The following is a 17,196-nucleotide window of genomic DNA, read 5'->3' on the forward strand; positions in this document are numbered from 1 at the left end:
ACCCACTCGCAGAACTGGTTCCACGCAGAAGCGCCTTGGCGCTGCTGGAGGGTGGTCGTCATGAGTACGGGAAAGAAAGGCTCAACGGCAAGCCGTCAGAGCGGTAGTTAGGGCGACCCAAACGGGTTGCCCCGAGGAATGTAAAGGAAGTTTGCGCGCTTTGTAAAGCGATCTTGCGCAACGCCTCCATGACTGCAGGTAGCCAAGCCCCAAAACCGCTGCTAGGAGTCGCCTGTCACGCCTTCAGCGCCATGCGTCTTCCCCTGCTGCTGCTTGCTGCCGGTCTCCTGCTAGCGGGCTGCCAAGGAGGGGAGCGCCGCGATAACGAAGCGCAGATCGAACGCCTGAATCGGCTGGAACTGCGCCTTCAGCAGCTGGAGCAACGGCAAGCCAACCCTGGAGGGGTGGATACCAGTGATCCCACCGGCAAGGCCCCGGCCGGGCCGGTCAAGTCCTTGACCTTCCGCACCGACAGCGCCGATGACCGCCTCAGGATCTACTGGGCAGACGGCAGCACCAGCGATCTGCCCTGCACCAAGGAGCAGGGCACCTGGGCCTGCGGCTAGGCCGCCATCAGGGCCTGCAGGGCCTCAAGCCAGGCCCCCTCGCTCGCCCAACGTTCCCGGCGACAGAGGCTGAAGGCGATGCCCTTCTCGCCGTAAGCCGCCTCATTAATAAAGACAGGCCAGTGGGCCTCGGCAGGAAAACCCAGGGTCTGCGGATCGAAGCGCCATTCAGCCGGGCAGTCCTCGCCGCCGGGCTGCCAAAAGAGGGCCTGCCCGACCTGCAGCGGCCTCCAGTCCTGACGTTCGAGGGCCGGGTGCACACAGGCGATGGCCTCGCCGGCCGCGTCCCGGGGCAAATCGACACTGCCGCAATGGCGATAGACCTGAAGGCCCGCCGGCAGGCGCAGCTCCCCAGCGGCCGCCTCGGCCAAGACCGCGAAGACCGCCTCGAGCGCCAGCTGGGTTTGTCGCAGGATTGGCGCACTGAGTAGCCCTTGGGCCACAGGCCCCACCTCGATCACCAGGCCGCAGGGCCAACACTCCACCAAAAAACCCGTCTGGGCAGCATCGGCCTCGTGCAGATAGATCGGTAGCCCCAGCCGAGCCTGAACACCCGCCGCCAGGGCGAGATCGGCGGGACGCCGTCCATAGACCACCAGTGAATTGCCCATGCCGCTGGTGGTGCTGTGCAGGTCAATCGCGACCGCACAGGGATTCGCGCCTGTCGGGGCGAACTGGGCCAGCAGCTCCCTGGCACGCTGCAGCTCCAAGGGCTGCTGGGTGAGATCGGCCAGCAGCTCGGGGGCAAAACAGCGATTGAGATCGCGATCGATGTAACGGCGATTGGCCGCATGGGCCGCCGGATTACCGAGGACCAGCTGCACAGGCAGCCCAGCGCAGTCGAGGTCCCGGGGCTCCCTGCGCCAACGCTCGAGCAAAGCCGGAGCATTGCGCTCATTGCCGTGGGTCCCCGCCACAACCAAAACCTGAGCCCGCCCCATGCCCTTTGCTCCAGCCCGCAGCTGAGTCAGCCTGGCAGAAGTCTTCTGAACGTCCATGGCCATCCCCCCTGCCGTGGTGACAGCCGCCCGCAACGGCTGGCAGTGGCAGTGGCAGCAACTGATGGGGGGCCTTGGACCCGCCGATGCCGAGGGGAACTACACCCGTCCCGCCGGAGCCTTTGTCGCCAAACCAGCGCTCCCTCCATCAGCCGGCGAGGCGGGGGCCCACGTGCTGATCGTGGGACGGAGCTGCCCCTGGGCCCACCGGGCTTGGCTCGTCTGGCAGCTGCGGCAACTGCACCAGAGCATTGAGCTGCTGGTGGTGGAGCCCGATCCCAAGGCAGGCCGCTGGCGCTTCAGCGAGCCCTTCCGTGGCTGCCAGACCCTGCAGGAGCTCTACCGAGCTGCTGGGGCAGACCCCAACCAGCGGGCCACCGTTCCGGTCCTGGTAGACAGCCGCTCAGGACGCGTGGTGGTGGGCGAAAGCGCTCGCCTGATGGAACTGCTGAACAGCTGGCCAGCGGCGCAGGACGCCCTCGACCTGGAACCCGCCAACCAGGCCCAGGCCATCGCGCACTGGCGCGAGCGCCTGCAATACAACGTCAATGATGGGGTCTATCGCTGCGGATTTGCCCGCAACCAAGCCGCCTATGACCGGGCCGAATCAGCGCTCTTTGAGACCTTGAGCGAAGCGGAATCGGTCCTGGCTGACGCCGGCACCTCGCCCTGGCTCTGCGGAGAGAGACCCAGCCTGGCTGATGTTCAGCTCTTTCCCACCTTGATCCGTCTGGAGTTGGTCTACGCCCCCCTGTTTGGGGTCAGCCGTCAGCCGCTCTGGCAACTCCCTGGGCTCTGGGCCTGGAGACAGCGCTTCTTCGCGCTGCCTGGCGTGGCCAAAACCTGCTGCGATCAGGCCTGGCGCAAGGACTACTTCGGCGCCCTGTTTCCCCTCCATCCTTCGGGGATCGTGCCCGCAGGCCCCGCCCTGGCCACACTGGTGTCAGGAACCGTCTCCGCATGAGCGCCGCCGCCGATCCGGTCTTTGAAGGTGTCTATGGCAACTACAGCATCACGGACACGGACCGGCGCGAGGTCCTGGGGTACCGGCTGGCCCTCTTCACGGCGGCGGTGGCCCAGGCCGCACTGCTGATCCAATGGCAGCAGCTCGGTGGAGCGTGGATCTGGCCCTGGCTACTGCCATTGGCCGGAGGGGTTGGCCTGGCCCTGCGTTGGATTCATATCTATCTGCGCCCCCTGCACCGCGCCCTGCAATGGTTCTGGCTGGCGGGATGCCTGGGCTTCCTCGCCCTGCTGATCAGCGCCGGTCCCCAAGGAATGGCCGGCGCACTCAGCACAGACAGCCGCTGGATCTGGGCCGTGGGTCCCTTCTTCGCGGCCCTGGCGGGGATCGGCTTCAAGGAGTTTTTCTGCTTCCGCCGCCCCGAGGCCATCGGCGTGACTCTGCTGCTGCCTCTGGCGCTGCTCGGACGCCTCAGCCATCTGCTCAGCCCTGAAGCCACGGCGACCCTGCTGGCCATCGAGGCGGCGCTACTGCTGGTGCTGACCCTGCGGAAATTCCCGATGGATGCCGCGGCCGACGTGGGCGATAAGAGCGTGTTTGCTTATCTGGAAGCGCAGCGACAGCCCCCCAACTTGTGAGCCTGATCAGCCTGGTGGATGTCCGCAAGGACTTCGGCATCCGCACCCTCTTCGACGGGCTGACCCTGCACATCGGTGAACGCGAGCGCCTGGGGCTAATCGGACCCAACGGCGCCGGGAAGTCCACCTTGATGCGAGTCCTGGCGGGACTCGAACCCACTGGGAGTGGCAACCGCCGGGTCCTGCCCCAGGCCCGCATCGTCCTGGTGAGCCAGGAGCCGGAGATGGATCCGCAGCGGACCGTGCTCGAGCAGGTCTTTGCTGAGAGCGGCGAGAAGATGCAGCTGCTGCGCCGCTACACCGAGGTCAGCGAGGCCCTCGCCGCGGCCCATGAGCGGGGCGACGACGATGCCGCCCTGCTGGCGGAGCTGGGCCAACTGAATGGACGGATGGACCAAAGCCAAGCCTGGGGCTTGGAGCAGCAAATCCGCGAAGTTCTGCAGCGGCTGGGCATCGGCGACACCCAACGCCGGGTCGGGGATCTCTCCGGCGGCTACCGCAAGCGCCTGGCCCTGGCGGCCGCCCTGGTGGCCGACCCGGATGTCCTGCTTTTGGACGAGCCCACCAACCATCTCGATGCCGACTGCATCCAGTGGCTCCAGGGCTATCTGCAGCGTTTCAGCGGGTCCCTGGTGCTGATCACCCACGACCGCTACGTCCTCGATCAAGTCACCAACCGAATCGTGGAGGTGGACCGCGGCGAGGCACGCAACTACAGCGGGAATTACGCCTATTACCTCGCCCGCAAAGCCGAAGAGGAGGCAGCGGCTGCCGCCAGCGAAGCCAAATTCAAGGGAGTGCTGCGGCGTGAGCTGGAGTGGCTCAAGCGGGGCCCCCAAGCGCGAAGCACCAAACAAAAGGCGCGCATCCAGCGGATCGAGGCCATGCAGGAGGCCCCCAAGCGCCAGGGGAAAGGGGACCTGAGCCTGACCAGCAACCAGCGGCGGCTCGGAAAGCGAGCGATCGAAGCCGAGGCGGTGCTGGTCTGGGCCAGCGAGGAGGCCCAAAACAGCGGCCAGACGCCGCTGTTGCGCGACTTCAGCTACGACTTCAGCCCGGAGGATCGGATCGGGATCATCGGGCCGAATGGCTCCGGCAAATCAACCCTGCTGGATCTGATTGCCGGTCGACGCATCCCCCAGGGCGGACGGGTTGAGCTGGGATCAACCGTGAAGCTCGCCTACTTCGACCAGCACAGCCACACCGTGCTCGATCAGACCGATGCCGCCGGCCGGGAGCGCAAGGTGATCGACATCGTCAAGGAGGCCGCCAGCACTGTCGAGATCGAGGGTTCCACCCTCAGTGCCTCCCAGCTGCTGGAGCGATTTCTGTTTCCTCCGGCGCAGCAACACCAGCCCGTCAGCAAGCTCTCCGGCGGGGAGCGGCGGCGACTGCATCTCTGCCGCCTCCTGATTGAGGCGCCCAACGTGCTGCTGCTCGATGAGCCGACGAACGATCTCGACGTCCAGACCCTGACGGTTCTCGAGGATTTCCTAGAGGACTTCCGCGGTTGTGTCGTCGTGGTCTCCCACGACCGCTACTTCCTCGACCGCACCGTCGATCGCCTCTTCAGCTTCGAGGACGGCCAACTCCAGCGCTTTGAAGGGAACTACAGCAGTTATCTCGAGCGGCAGGCCGCCTGCCGCCCAGCCCCAGCCGCTCCGAGCAGTCCAGCAGAGAAGAAAGCCAAGGAGGCCCCCGCCAAACCGGCCAAGGCCCGGCGGCGCAGCTTCAAGGAAAACCGTGAACTCGAGCAACTGGACGCCAACCTTCCCCTTTGGGAGGCACGCAAGGAGGAACTCGAAGCACTCATGGCTGCAGGAGGCAGCGATTACGCCGCCCTCGAGACCCAGAGCGCAGAACTCTCGAACCTGCTTGAGCAGATCGCCGCTGGGGAAGAGCGCTGGCTCGAGCTCAGCGAGATGCCGAGCTAGGGGCACTGCTGCGCCGGCGGCGATGGGCGTGGGGAGGCAGGTCCGCTGCACGGCGGGATGGTCTGGCGCTGAGCTCGCACTGCATCGCCGGAGTGTCCTGCCCCAGCCAAGGTTGTTGGCGGGCGCGACCCGATCGAGCTTCCGCCTCCTTCATCGCCGTTGGCTTGTAGTCGCTCAGGCTGCGCTGAAGGGCCATCTCATCGCCCATGTGCCGCAGGTAGAGATCCAAAGTCCACTGGATCTGGTTGTGTTCAAAGGCCTCACAGGCCGCCTGCAGGGAGTGAAAACGCTGACTGACCAAGCCGGTCGGAGAGCACTGCTTCCACTCCAGGGTGTCTTCAAAGCTCAGCCCATCACGCCACTGCCTCTGCTCAGACAGATAGCAGTGATGGTCTGGGCCATTGATCCAGAACAAACGACCGGACTCATCCATGAAGTGACGATCGTGTCGCTGCGTGATTCGCGCCATCTGGAAGCCCATCACTAGCCCTCTGCTAGCCAGAGTCCTGCGATCGGACCGCGAAGAAAACAGAAAGCCGAAATCAGAACCCGATCACAATTGGCTCCGCATCCGCCAGACACCCCGTATGGTGTGCAGCGACGTCGAGCAGCCTGATCTCTCCGGCCTCATTGCATGAACACGATCGACGAGCACATCGCTAAGGACAAGTCCGAGATCGAAGCGGCCAAAGCTGCTGGTGATCAAGGCAAAGTGCGCCACCTTGAGGACGAAGTGAAAGGCCTCGAGGAGTACAAGGCCCACCACCCCGAGGACAAAAAAGACCCCTCCCCGATGGAGGTCTACTGCGACCTGAATCCCGACGCCCCTGAGTGCCTCGTCTACGACGACTGAGTCTCTAAGCAGCAGTGAGCCAGTGGAACTTCGTTTCTCTGGCTCACACCCCCAGCTCTTTCCAGACCTTGGCCAAGAGCTGATCCAAATTTTTTGATGTCGCTGCTGAGATATCCAGCACGGGTTGGCCGCAGTGGTCGCTGACCTGTTGGACTCTCTCTTCGAGCTCATCCTCGAGCAACAACTCGGTTTTGTTGAGGGCGACCAGACAGGGCCGCTCGTCCAAGCCATTGCCATAGGCGGCCAGCTCCTGCTGCACCACCTGGAAATCGTGCAGGACGTCCTCTGAGCTCGCATCCACAAGGTGGATCAAGAGACGGGTGCGCTGGATATGACGCAGGAAGTCATGGCCCAGTCCAGCCCCCTGGGCTGCCCCGGCGATCAAGCCAGGGATATCAGCAAAGACCGTGCCATCACCACTGGGGCGGCGCACCACCCCCAAGTTGGGAACCAGGGTTGTGAAGGGGTAGTCGGCAATTTTGGGCCGGGCTGAAGAGAGCACCGAAATCAGGGTGCTTTTGCCGGCATTCGGCAAACCGATGATCCCCACCTCGGCCAAGAGCTTGAGCTCGAGCTGCAGCAACCACTCCTCGCCGTCGCGTCCCTCGGTGAACTTCTCGGGGGCGCGGTTGCGGTTGCTCAGGTAGTGGGCGTTGCCCAGGCCACCACGGCCTCCGACGGCCACGAGCAAGCGCTGGTCCTTCTCCGTGAGGTCCCCCAGAAGGATGTGGGTTCGGGCATCTCGGACCTCCGTTCCGCAGGGCACCTTGATGACCAGGGGAGAACCGCTGGCTCCAGTGGCCTTGTTCGGCCCACCGCGACGACCGTCATCGGCGGCAAAGAGCCGCTTGTATTTGAAGTCCAGCAGGGTTTGCAGGTTGGGGTCGGCCTCGAGCCAGACATCACCACCGCGACCACCATCCCCACCGGAGGGACCGCCGGCAGGGACGTACTTCTCACGGCGAAAAGCGGCAATCCCATCGCCGCCGCGTCCTGCCTGCAGTGAGATCCGGGCCTGATCAATGAATTGCATTTGACCAACCCTAAGATCGGGCCGCCGTGAGGCCGGTTCTTGGCAGAGGTTCGCTTCCAGCAGGTCAGCAAGACCTACCCACCGCGGCGGGGCAGTGCAGCGGTTGAGGTCCTACGGCAGCTGGATCTCTCCATCCGTGATGGCGAGTTCTTAGTTCTCGTCGGACCCTCCGGCTGCGGCAAAAGCACGCTGCTGCGCCTCCTGGCCGGACTGGAGAGCCCAAGCGGCGGTGAAATCATCGTGGGTGGTCGCCGGGTGACCCATCTGCGCCCCTCCCAGCGGGATGTGGCGATGGTCTTCCAGAGCTACGCCCTCTATCCCCACCTGAGCGTGGCGGACAACATCGGCTTTGGCCTGCGCCGGCAGCGCCAACGCACGGGCCTTCAGCAACTTCAAGACGGCCTCCATCGGGCGGGACGGACCCTGCCCCAGTCGCTACGGGTTCCCTCCAGCCGAGAGCAGCGCATCGAAGCACGCATCCAAGAGGTCGCGAGCACCCTGGAGCTGGAGCATCTGCTGGAGCGGATGCCCAAGGAACTCTCCGGCGGACAAAAACAACGGGTCGCCCTAGGGCGTGCCATCGCCCGTCAACCGTCCGTCTTCCTGATGGATGAACCCCTGAGCAACCTGGATGCCAAGTTGCGAACGGGAACCCGCGCCCAGATCGTCGAGCTTCAGCGCCGTCTGGGCACCACAACGGTCTACGTGACCCACGACCAGGTGGAAGCGATGACCATGGGCCATCGGATCGCCGTCTTGAACCGCGGTTGCCTGCAACAGCTCGGGACACCAGCGGAGCTCTATCAATGGCCCAGCAACCTCTTTGTGGCGCAATTCATCGGTAGCCCCGCCATGAATCTGCTGCCCGTCAACGTTGCCGGCAAGGGTCAACTGCAGCTCGGGAGCCGGCGTTTTCTCCCGGAAGGTCCCAGCGGTGATGCCCTCCTGCACTGGCAGGAGGCGGGGGGCAGCGAAGCCCTCACGGGAGGCCTGCGGGCGGAACACCTGCACTTGGCTCCGGCCACCAACCGCAATCTGCCGGCGGAGGTCTGCCATGTGGAGGGCCTCGGCAATGAACAACTGCTCACCTGCCGCTTGCAGGAGGGAAGCCACCTGGTTCAGCTCAGGGCCGATCCCAGCGAGCACCTCACCCCAGGGGAAACGGTTCACCTGGACATCGATCCGAAGGGCTGGCGGTTCTTTGACGCCGACGGAGAAGCGATCCCTCCGGCGCCCGAGCCAATCGCCCCGACAGCCAGCGGTCCCGAACCGGTGCTGCCATCGCTGGGCTAACCCCTCACTTCACCCAGATCACGCTGCACCCTTGGCCGCCATCCCCCTGGGCGGCGTCCGTAACCCGCTCCACATAGGGAACGCTGGAGAGCCACTCCCTCAGTCCGCGTTTGAGCTTGCCGGTGCCGATTCCGTGGATCACCCAAACCGGACCGTTGGCTCCGCGCAGGTGTTCTTCCACGGCGGACTCGGCTTCATGCACCCGCATGCCCCGGACATCGATGGTGTTGCGCTCCGTGCGCACCTCAGGACCTCGACTGGCGGGATTGCGGCGACTGCGGATCGAGACCTGGGTTTGCGGCGGCTCGGGCTTCTCGCCCTGAAGTCCCTCAATGGCGGAGAGCTCCAGGTTCAGGCGCATCACCCCGCAGCGGACACTGAGCTCCCGGCCGTCTTCACTGAGGGAGAGGACCTCACCTGCCTTGCCGAGGGAGAGGACCCGCACGCGATCGCCAACCTTGGGGAGCCAACCCTTGTGGTCACGGCGCTCCGGCAGAGGGCGATGCTGTTGCTCCAGCTGCTTCAGCTGCTGCCCTGCCCGGCGAGCTGATTCACCCAGTTCACTGCTGCCTGTGCCACGGCCATGGCGGAGACGTCGAATGATGCGGCGCACCTCCTTTTGGCCATCACGGATCGAGCGCTCCAGTTGCTCGCGGCGCTGCTCCTGCAGCTCAGCGCTCTGCTCCTTCTGCTGGTGCCAGCGCATGAGGAGCTCCTCATGCAAGAGCTCGGTTCTCGCCAGCAGGGCAGCCGCTTCTTCGGCCGCCTCCTGTTGCCGTTGACGTTGGCTCTCCAGCCCCGCAATCACTTGATTGAGTTCCCCTTCTCCCCGGGGAGCCAGCAGGGCCTGGGCCGCATCAAGGACCGCGCCGTCCAAACCCAGTCGGGTGGCGATGGCCAGGGCATTACTGCGGCCAGGGATGCCCCACTGCAGGTGATAGGTCGGCGAGAGGCTCTCGACGTCGAAGGCGACGGAGGCATTCTCAAAGCGCGGGTCGTCGTACTTCAGGGCTTTCAGCTCCCCGAAGTGGGTCGTGGCAATGGTCAAGCGCGCCCGATCCGCCAACTGCTTCAGCAGGGCGATGGCCAATGCGGTCCCCTCGGTGGGATCGGTGCCGGCACCCACCTCATCGAGAAGCACCAATTGAGCTCCGGCCTGGGTCGCCAGATCGCTACCGGCGGCAGGCAGGGCCTCCAGGATTCGCGCAATCCGGCGCACATGGCCACTGAAGGTCGAGAGGTTCTGCTGGAGGGACTGCTCATCGCCGATGTCAGCGAGGACCTGCTGACACCAGGGCAAACGGGGCGACCCTTTGCAGGGCACAAACAAGCCCGCCCGGGCCATGAGGACCGCCAGGCCGACGCTTTTAAGGGTCACCGTTTTGCCGCCCGTGTTCGGGCCGGTGATCGCCACCACCCGCAGGCTGCTCTCCACGCGGACGCTCACGGGAACGACCGTGCGGCCTCCCTGGCGACGTTCTTGCCAGAGCAAGAGCGGATGCCGCAGTCCCTCCAGCTGAAGCGGCGCCAGGGGATCGGCCTCCAGCTCGGGGCGCACAGCCCCCAGCCAAGCGCTGTATCGGGCGCGGGCCAGGGCCAGATCCAGCTGAATCAGGACCTGCTGCAGGTGCTCGAGCGCCGGCTGCTCTTCTCCCACCAGGGCGCTGAGCTCCTGGAGCACCGCCCGCTCCGCCTCGCGCTCCTCGCCTTCCAGCTGCCGGATCCGGTTGCCCAGGGGGATCACCGCCTGGGGCTCGATAAAGACGGTGTTGCCGGAGGCGGAGCTGTCGTGCACCAAGCCCGGCAACTGACTGCCGGCGCCCGCCTTCACCGCCAAGACCGGCCGGCCATTGCGCTCGGCGACCACCGTGTCTTGGAGGAGCGCGGCGTAACGACGAATCAGCTCATTCAGACGATCACGGCGCTCCATCCGCACGGAGGCGAGCTGACGACGCAGGCCTGAGAGGGGAGGGCTGGCGCGATCCGCCACACGCCCCCCGTCCTCAATGCAAAAGCGGAGGCGCTGCTCCAGCTCCGGCAGGGTGCGTAGGGGCTCCACCAGGGCAGTCGTCACCGGCCGCAGCTCGGGATCGTCGATCTGCCGGCGCAGGCGCCGGGCCGCAGCCAAGGTGGTCGCCACGGCCAAGAGGTCATCACCGCTGGCCACCCCCCCTTTGGCACAGAGCTGGAGGGTGTGATCCAGATCAGCAGCCCCCTGGAAGCTCAATCCCCCTTCGATCAGGCCATCCAGCGCCAGCAGCTCGGTCGTCTCCGCCAGCCAGCCCACGCTCTGCTGGCGGGTCGTGGCCAGGGGCAACCGCGCCGCCACGACGCGACCGGCGGCGGTGCTGGCGAAGCTGGAGACGTGTTGGGCCAGCCGCGGCCACTCCAGTAGCTCCAGGGCCTCCTGTTGGATGGGCGCGTGCAGCTCAGCCGTCACGAGTAGGTCAGAGGTATCGGCTCGGCTCCGATATTGGAGGGCAGCCCGCCGGCGGGCTCATAGAGCATCTCCAACCAGTTCCCTTCTGGATCCTGCATATAGAAGGAGGCCGTGCCGTCACGGTGGTCATGCACCGGACCGCAGGAGTGCCCCTTGGCCAGCAGCTGCTCCCGCACCTGATCCACTTCAGCGCGGTTCTGAACGTGAAAGGCGAAGTGGGGGCCTGCCGCCTTGTAATCCGGGCTAAGCAGGGCAATGCCCTCACCGGTCGGCCACTGGACATAGCACCAGTCCTCGGCTTCCCAGGTCAGCCGCAAGCCCAAATCGAGATAGAAACGCTTGGCCCTCTCCATGTCCTGCACCCGCAGGGCGACATGGCCAAGGCGATGGTTGCAGGACATGGGGCTCAAGGCGACCAACCCATTGTGAGATGGCCGCTGTCTCAACCGTTGAGAAGCCAGCCTCAGCCCTGGCGCAGCCATTCGGCTGCATCACAGGCGTGATAAGTGAGGATCAAATCCGCACCAGCACGCTTGAAGCAGAGGAGGGTTTCAAGCACCACAGCCCGCTCGTCAATCCAACCCTTTTCAGCGGCCGCCTTGACCATGGCGTACTCACCACTGACGTTGTAGGCCGCGATCGGCAGCTCGCTCTCCTCACGGAGGCGGTGAATGATGTCGAGGTAAGCCAGACCGGGCTTGACCATCATGATGTCGGCACCCTCTTGTTCATCGAGCTGGGCCTCGGTGATGGCCTCGCGGGCGTTGGCCGGATCCATCTGGTAGGTGGACTTGTCCTTCGGGATGGGCTTGCTGGCCACCGCACGAGGGGCGGAATCCAGTGCTTCACGGAAGGGGCCGTAGTAGGCCGAGGCGTATTTCGCCGTATAGCTAATGATGCCGACGTGCTCGAAGCCTTCCTCATCGAGCGCTTCGCGGATGGCACCAACGCGGCCATCCATCATGTCGCTGGGGCCGATCAGATCCGCACCCGCACGGGCCTGCGCAACGGCCTGCTTGCACAGCAGGGCAACGGTTTCATCGTTGAGCACGACCCCTTCGCCACTGACGATTCCGTCATGGCCATCGCAGGAATAGGGGTCCAGGGCGACGTCCGTCATGATCGCCATCTCGGGGTGCACCTCCTTCAGGCGGCGGATCGCCCGGGGGATCAGGCCACCTTCGTTGAAGCACTCCGCACCGTCTTCGGTCTTCAGGCCATCGGCCACCTTCGGGAAGAGGACGACGCAACGGATCCCCAGGTCCCAGGCACGACCGACTTCCTGCACGAGCCCATCCAGGCTCCAGCGCTGACAGCCGGGCATCGCCCCGATGGGTTCGTTGCTGGCCCCCTCATGGACAAAGAGGGGATAGATGAAGTCCGCGGGACTCAGGGAGGTCTCCCGCACCATCGCCCGCAGGGCAGGGGAACGGCGCAGGCGGCGGGGGCGGTAGGTGAGCTCCATCGGGGGCTGGCTCAGCGAACTCGAGATGGGGCGGATCCTACGGAGCCCTCACCTGCAGGTCAGGTTTCGTTCCCGCCAAACATGTCGTCGTAGCCCTGGTACGGGTCAAATTCCGACCAGCCAGGGCTGGCTTCATTGAAGAGGCCGTAACGGGCCGCCTCGTCATCCATCAGCGTGTTCCCCGTCGGCTGGGTGTTGCAGGTCACTCCCCCATCCGGCGTGGGCTGGCAATCGTCAAAGACCACACCCGCCCGGGCCGAAACCGGAACGCAACAGCAGCTCACAACGAGCAGAGCGCCTGAGAGGATGGGCGCCGCTTTCGCCCTGGCCGCGATGTACACCGACTGGACCGCCATTGCCCTGCTGCTGCTGACTGCCGCACCCCTGTTGGCCGTGGTCGCAACGACGGCTTTCTTCATCTGGCGGCAGAAGACGAAGCGCTGATCAACAGGATGGTGCCCTGACCCACGCATTGCAAGCAGGTGCGGTAGCCGGCCGTTTGCGTGCGCTGGATGCCGCTCCCTCCACACCTGGGACAAGGCTTTGCACCCTCAGTGATGGATGTGTTCCCCTGCTCCTCGGGCCTGGCCATGGGCCGCTCCTGGTGATGGACTCACTTTGTTCGCAGCCAGGGGTTTTGATCCCGAAGGGATTGTTAAGCCTTGCTCAACTGCTGCCGCAAGGTCCCGAGCTGGCACTGCTGCAACAGCTCCTGGGCGCTGAGACAAGAGCCATCCGGCACCAGCTCTAAGGAGGCGGCTAAGCGACCAATCGCCGCCTCAGGCAGAACGCCCTGCTCCCGCCAAACCGCTAGGCCCATGCCGCCATCGCGTTTGGACAGGCGCTGGCCCTGACCATCCATCCAGAGCGGCAGGTGCCAGTAACGCGGCGGCTCCACGCCTAGCTGCTGAAGGACCGCCACCTGCGGTCCCGTGGCCGGCCAGAGGTCCAAGCCGCGCACCACATCACTGATGCCGAGTGCCCACTCATCGACCGCGGTCGCCAGGTGATAGGCCAGGAAACCATCGGCCCGGCGCAGGACCACATCACCGACCTCCGTCGGTCCGTCGAGGCACCCCTCAGGACCCAACTGCTCTGGCCAACGAAGGGGGCCCGGCTCCAGCTGCAGCCGCCAACTGGGCAGGCGCTGATCCTCCAGACCCCAACGGGGAGTGAGTGGCCGGCAAAAACCGGGATAGACCCCCGATCGGCCATGGGGGGCCGAGATGTCAGCCAACATCCGACGGCTGCAGCGGCAGGGATAGAGCTGGCCGCTACGCCGCAAGGCCGAGAGAACCGTGGCGTAGAGACCGCGGCGCTTGCTCTGGCGCAGCACTGGTCCATCCCAAAGCAAACCCAGCCAGCGCAGGTCCTCTCGAATGCTGGCCTCCGCGCCTGCTCGATTGCGGGGCGTATCGAGATCGTCAATCCGCAGCAACCACTCGCCGCCCTGCAGCCGGGTGATCAACCAGGAGAGCAAGGCCGTGCGGAGGTTGCCCAGATGCAGTGGACCCGTCGGGGACGGCGCATAGCGACCCCGGCGAGCCGTTTCCTTCAGATCGGCGACCTCGCGCCGTAATGCTCTGAGATGAGAGGGCAGCAAGGTAGACATCGATCAACCGCTAGGCCCGCAACACGCAAAAGGGCGACCCGAAGGTCGCCCTCTGCTCAACACCGTGAATGGGCGCGGCGTGATCAGCCCTGAACGCGATCCTTGAAGAGCTTGCCTGCGGTGAATGCAGGGACGCGCTTCGCGGGGATCTTGATCTTCTGGCCGGTCTTGGGGTTCAGGCCTTGACGGGCAGAGCGCTCGCGGGGCTCGAAGGAGCCGAAGCCAAGGATCGACACTTTCTTACCTTCGACAACCGAATCGATGATGGTGTCGATGGCCGCGTCGACCACCTGGGCCACGTCGGTCTTGGTCAACTCGGTGCGAGCAGCCACGAGATTGACGAGGTCAGCTTTGTTCATCGGAGTGGAAGCCTCTGGGCTCAGTAGCAGCAGGGCGGAGTGAGAAAACCCCGCCACCACTGGTTTCAGCGCGCCAATGGTATGGGGGTTGGCAAGGGGCGGCAACCTCAAAACCCCTTTTCCCATGCCGTTTTTGCCACATTTGCTGCCGAAATCGGCCCTTTCACACTGTTTTGTGCCCCTACGAGCCGATCCCTAGACGGGCTCCTGGCCCTCTAAAGCAGCCCAGTCCAGGGCCTGCAACTGCTGTTGAACATCAGCGATCAAGGCCTCGCCCCGCAGGGCCCCCAAGCCAGCCCCACTCGCTAGAGCAACCGGCGTGGAGCGGGGCAACCAGTCCCCCAAGGCCTCCAGGCTGCGCAACCAACGGCTCCAATGGAATGAACGGCGCGTGCGCAGGGGACGGGCCTCACCCGACGCGACTGGACTCATAAGCCGCCCGCAGAACAGCAGCGGCGCGCCATTGAATGCCCGATCAGCAAGCAGCACGGCACTGCCCGGTGTCGGGCCAGGGGTCCAGCGCAGGCTGTATCCCGGGGCAAGGGACTGCTCGATCGAGAAGGGCTCGAGTCCATCAACGGTCGGCAAGAGGTAGGCCTCCTGCTCCTGCAGGGAGACCGGCCACTGCAGCTCCTCTTGAAAGCGTCGGGTGCGGCCATGGCCATCACGGCTGGTCAAGACCAGTCGACCCGGGCCGCGCTCCCGCAGAAAAGCCAGGTTGGCTTGATTCAGTCCTGGACAGTCGATCAGAAGACCCGCGCATCCCTCCCACTCCGGAGTCTCCAGCCACCAGGCCGAGCCCCCCAGCGTGTCGCGGTTGGGGGCAAATAGCCAAAGGTTCTCGAGCACCTGACGCGGCGGGCGCCCTTCCGGCAAGGGCTCTGCAAACACCGAACCGGATGCAGCCTGCTGGGGGCTCTCCTCACTCATGACGGGCCACAACCGCTCCACCACCTTTAGCTTGTGGTGGCAGCCCCCAGGATCCGTTGGCTTCGATCCACCTCGGACAGCCCTGGCCCCTTGGGGCGCAAGCGACGCCCAGGGGGGTGAACTTTTCCCTGGCCGCTCCCAGTGCCAGCCGGATTGAGCTGCTGCTGTTTCGCGATGGCAACGCCAGTGAACCCGAGCAAACGATTGAGCTGAACAGCAGCCACCGCTCCGGCGACCTCTGGCACGTGGAGGTCGAGGGCGTCGGCATCGGCTGCTGCTACGCCTACCGAGTCTTTGGCCCCCTGCAACCGGGAAACCACGGCTACAACCCGTCCAAGTTGCTCCTTGATCCCTGTGCCCGTGCAATCACAGGGTGGGATGTCTACAGCCGAATCGATGCCCTCGGCGGGATGCCGAATACGGCGAAGTGCCTCAAAGGGGTCGTCACCGAGCGGGATCGCTTTGATTTCCAAGCGGCGCCTAGACCGCGCCACAGCTGGCAGCGCACACTGATTTACGAGCTGCACGTGGGGGGCTTCAGCCGCGGCCAGGGCAGCCCGGTCACCCCGGACGCCCAGGGGACCTACCTGGGGTTAATCGAACTCATTCCATATCTCAAGGACCTCGGCATCACCACGGTCGAACTGCTGCCGGTGATGGCGTTCGACCCCCACGATGCACCCGAGGGACGCATGAACTACTGGGGCTACAGCCCCCTCAGCTGGCTGGCCCCCCATCACGGCTACCAGCAGGGAGACGATCCCCTACAGATTCGCCATCAGGTGAGGCAACTGGTGAGCGCCTGCCACCAGGCCGGCCTCGAGGTGCTGGTGGATGTGGTCTACAACCACACCTGCGAGGGCAACCAGGCCGGCCCAACCCTCAGCTGGCGAGGAATTGACGACCGCCTCTACTACCACCAGAACGCCAAAGGCGATTACCTCGACGTCAGCGGCTGCGGCAACTCCATTGCGGCCAACCGGCCCTTGGTGCGGCGCCTGATTCTTGAATCGATGCGCTGCTGGGCCCTAGAGCTGGGGGTCGACGGCTTCCGCTTCGACCTCGGCATCGCCCTCAGCCGCGGGGAAGAACTGGCCCCCCTCGACAAACCACCACTGTTTGAAGAGATCGAAGCCGACCCCGAGCTCTCCGATCTGAAGTTGGTCAGTGAGCCCTGGGACTGTGGCGGCCTCTATCGCCTGGCCGATTTCCCTGCCAAGCGCATTGGCAGCTGGAACGGCCGTTTCCGCGATGACGTGCGTCGCTTCTGGAAGGGAGATGACAAGAGCTGCTGGGCCATGGGCCAACGCCTGAGCAGCAGTCCCGATCTCTTCGGCGGCCAACCAGCCGTCCTGGGGCGCAGCATCACCTTCTTAACCGCCCATGACGGCTACACCCTGAACGACCTGGTCAGCTACGGCGGTAAGCACAACCTGGCCAATGGGGAGGACAACCGCGACGGGGATAACCACAACAACAATTGGAATCACGGCGCCGAGGGGCCCTGCAGCGACCCCGCCATCCAATCCCTAAGGAATCGGCAACTGCGCAACCTGCTGGCGAGCCTGCTGCTCGCCCCCGGGGTTCCCATGTTGCTGATGGGGGACGAGGTGCGCCGCAGCCAGGGCGGCAACAACAACACCTGGTGCCAGAACAACATCCTCGGCTGGATGCATTGGGCACCGGATGCGGAGGACCTCGAACTCAAACGGTTCCTGCAACGGCTGATTCAGATCCGCCACCAGTGGGCTGATTTGTTCAATCCCGAGGTGCCCCATGCCGAGGCCAAGTCCCCCCGCTTCGATCAGCCAGGACACCTCATTCGCCAATGGCACGGCCCCAAACTCGGACAGCCGGATTGGGCCAGCTGGTCCCACACCCTGGCCTGGAGTCTCAACGACCGCCAACGGGGCCCCTTGATCTGGTGCGGGATGAACGCCTACTGCGAGGACCTGAGTTTCGAGGTGCCCAAGGTGAATCACGGCTGGCGCCAGGTGATCAACACCGCTGAGGCCGATGCTGCACCCGCCGACCCCCAAGCCTGGAACGGTCCAACCCAGGCCATGAAGAGCCGCAGCCTGGTGCTGCTCGTGGAGCAGAGCTGCTTCTAG

18 protein-coding genes are annotated in these 17,196 nt (G+C 65.0%); 8 read left to right on the forward strand and 10 right to left on the reverse strand.

Going from position 1 to position 17,196, the window contains the following annotated elements; genetic code table 11:
- Positions 1–251 precede the first annotated feature (251 nt).
- Entirely contained in the window at positions 252–566 is a 315-nt protein-coding gene (locus ACXIQ9_RS11760) for a hypothetical protein (RefSeq protein ID WP_247477035.1), read from the forward strand.
- On the opposite strand, the gene ACXIQ9_RS11765 is transcribed toward ACXIQ9_RS11760, so the two are convergent.
- Positions 563–1,507, reverse strand: a complete 945-nt coding sequence (locus ACXIQ9_RS11765) for an aspartoacylase (RefSeq protein ID WP_459016750.1) — start codon at positions 1,505–1,507, stop codon at positions 563–565. The two genes, ACXIQ9_RS11760 and ACXIQ9_RS11765, sit on opposite strands and share 4 nt — an antisense overlap.
- 55 nt (positions 1,508–1,562) lie before the next feature.
- On the opposite strand from ACXIQ9_RS11765, the gene ACXIQ9_RS11770 reads away from it, so the two are divergent.
- Genes ACXIQ9_RS11770 through ACXIQ9_RS11780 form a run of 3 tightly spaced genes read left to right on the forward strand, consistent with a single transcriptional unit; the run spans position 1,563 to position 5,100 of the window.
- A complete protein-coding gene (locus ACXIQ9_RS11770) occupies positions 1,563–2,528 on the forward strand; it encodes a glutathione S-transferase C-terminal domain-containing protein (protein ID WP_459016751.1) in 966 nt (321 codons plus the stop codon).
- A complete protein-coding gene (locus ACXIQ9_RS11775; protein WP_459016752.1) occupies positions 2,525–3,166 on the forward strand; it encodes a DUF2301 domain-containing membrane protein in 642 nt (213 codons plus the stop codon). The genes ACXIQ9_RS11770 and ACXIQ9_RS11775 overlap by 4 nt, the downstream gene beginning before the upstream one ends.
- Complete coding sequence (locus ACXIQ9_RS11780; RefSeq protein WP_459016753.1) at positions 3,163–5,100, forward strand: ABC-F family ATP-binding cassette domain-containing protein; 1,938 nt, start codon at positions 3,163–3,165, stop codon at positions 5,098–5,100. The genes ACXIQ9_RS11775 and ACXIQ9_RS11780 overlap by 4 nt, the downstream gene beginning before the upstream one ends.
- On the opposite strand, the gene ACXIQ9_RS11785 is transcribed toward ACXIQ9_RS11780, so the two are convergent.
- Positions 5,081–5,569, reverse strand: a complete 489-nt coding sequence (locus ACXIQ9_RS11785; RefSeq protein WP_459016754.1) for a hypothetical protein — start codon at positions 5,567–5,569, stop codon at positions 5,081–5,083. The genes ACXIQ9_RS11780 and ACXIQ9_RS11785 overlap by 20 nt on opposite strands.
- Before the next feature lie 165 nt (positions 5,570–5,734).
- Here ACXIQ9_RS11785 and ACXIQ9_RS11790 point away from each other — a divergent pair, with 165 nt between their 5' ends.
- Positions 5,735–5,953, forward strand: a complete 219-nt coding sequence (locus tag ACXIQ9_RS11790; RefSeq protein WP_010315181.1) for a Calvin cycle protein CP12 — start codon at positions 5,735–5,737, stop codon at positions 5,951–5,953.
- 43 nt (positions 5,954–5,996) lie between these two features.
- Here the strand turns inward: ACXIQ9_RS11790 and cgtA are convergent, their stop codons facing one another.
- Positions 5,997–6,986 (reverse strand): Obg family GTPase CgtA, encoded by a 990-nt coding sequence (cgtA, locus tag ACXIQ9_RS11795; protein ID WP_459016755.1) that lies wholly within the window; start codon positions 6,984–6,986, stop codon positions 5,997–5,999.
- 39 nt (positions 6,987–7,025) lie between these two features.
- Between cgtA and ACXIQ9_RS11800 the strand changes: the two genes are divergently transcribed.
- A complete protein-coding gene (locus ACXIQ9_RS11800) occupies positions 7,026–8,279 on the forward strand; it encodes an ABC transporter ATP-binding protein (RefSeq protein WP_459016756.1) in 1,254 nt (417 codons plus the stop codon).
- 4 nt (positions 8,280–8,283) lie between these two features.
- On the opposite strand, the gene ACXIQ9_RS11805 is transcribed toward ACXIQ9_RS11800, so the two are convergent.
- The 4 genes from ACXIQ9_RS11805 to ACXIQ9_RS11820 all read right to left on the reverse strand — a co-directional run bounded on the left by ACXIQ9_RS11805 (position 8,284) and on the right by ACXIQ9_RS11820 (position 12,390).
- The gene (locus tag ACXIQ9_RS11805) at positions 8,284–10,719 is read right to left on the reverse strand and encodes an endonuclease MutS2 (protein ID WP_459016757.1); all 2,436 of its coding nucleotides are present in this window, start codon (positions 10,717–10,719) and stop codon (positions 8,284–8,286) included.
- The gene (locus ACXIQ9_RS11810; protein ID WP_424174265.1) at positions 10,716–11,120 is read right to left on the reverse strand and encodes a VOC family protein; all 405 of its coding nucleotides are present in this window, start codon (positions 11,118–11,120) and stop codon (positions 10,716–10,718) included. The genes ACXIQ9_RS11805 and ACXIQ9_RS11810 overlap by 4 nt, the downstream gene beginning before the upstream one ends.
- A 62-nt stretch (positions 11,121–11,182) precedes the next feature.
- Positions 11,183–12,184 (reverse strand): porphobilinogen synthase, encoded by a 1,002-nt coding sequence (gene hemB / locus ACXIQ9_RS11815; RefSeq protein ID WP_010315171.1) that lies wholly within the window; start codon positions 12,182–12,184, stop codon positions 11,183–11,185.
- A 59-nt stretch (positions 12,185–12,243) separates the two neighbouring features.
- Positions 12,244–12,390 carry a hypothetical protein gene (locus tag ACXIQ9_RS11820; RefSeq protein WP_247477012.1) on the reverse strand — a complete coding sequence of 49 codons (147 nt, stop codon included), beginning with the start codon at positions 12,388–12,390 and terminating at the stop codon, positions 12,244–12,246.
- Between the two features lie 100 nt (positions 12,391–12,490).
- On the opposite strand from ACXIQ9_RS11820, the gene ACXIQ9_RS11825 reads away from it, so the two are divergent.
- Positions 12,491–12,628 (forward strand): hypothetical protein, encoded by a 138-nt coding sequence (locus ACXIQ9_RS11825; protein ID WP_010315168.1) that lies wholly within the window; start codon positions 12,491–12,493, stop codon positions 12,626–12,628.
- Between the two features lie 211 nt (positions 12,629–12,839).
- On the opposite strand, the gene gluQRS is transcribed toward ACXIQ9_RS11825, so the two are convergent.
- The 3 genes from gluQRS to ACXIQ9_RS11840 all read right to left on the reverse strand — a co-directional run bounded on the left by gluQRS (position 12,840) and on the right by ACXIQ9_RS11840 (position 15,085).
- A complete protein-coding gene (gene gluQRS, locus ACXIQ9_RS11830; protein WP_459016758.1) occupies positions 12,840–13,796 on the reverse strand; it encodes a tRNA glutamyl-Q(34) synthetase GluQRS in 957 nt (318 codons plus the stop codon).
- Positions 13,797–13,879: 83 nt separating this feature from the next.
- The gene (locus ACXIQ9_RS11835) at positions 13,880–14,155 is read right to left on the reverse strand and encodes an HU family DNA-binding protein (protein WP_010315164.1); all 276 of its coding nucleotides are present in this window, start codon (positions 14,153–14,155) and stop codon (positions 13,880–13,882) included.
- Between the two features lie 195 nt (positions 14,156–14,350).
- A complete protein-coding gene (locus ACXIQ9_RS11840) occupies positions 14,351–15,085 on the reverse strand; it encodes an MBL fold metallo-hydrolase (protein WP_459016759.1) in 735 nt (244 codons plus the stop codon).
- Positions 15,086–15,141: 56 nt separating this feature from the next.
- Here ACXIQ9_RS11840 and ACXIQ9_RS11845 point away from each other — a divergent pair, with 56 nt between their 5' ends.
- Positions 15,142–17,196 carry a glycogen debranching protein gene (locus ACXIQ9_RS11845; protein ID WP_459016760.1) on the forward strand — a complete coding sequence of 685 codons (2,055 nt, stop codon included), beginning with the start codon at positions 15,142–15,144 and terminating at the stop codon, positions 17,194–17,196.

This window comes from Synechococcus sp. LTW-G (genome assembly GCF_054459035.1).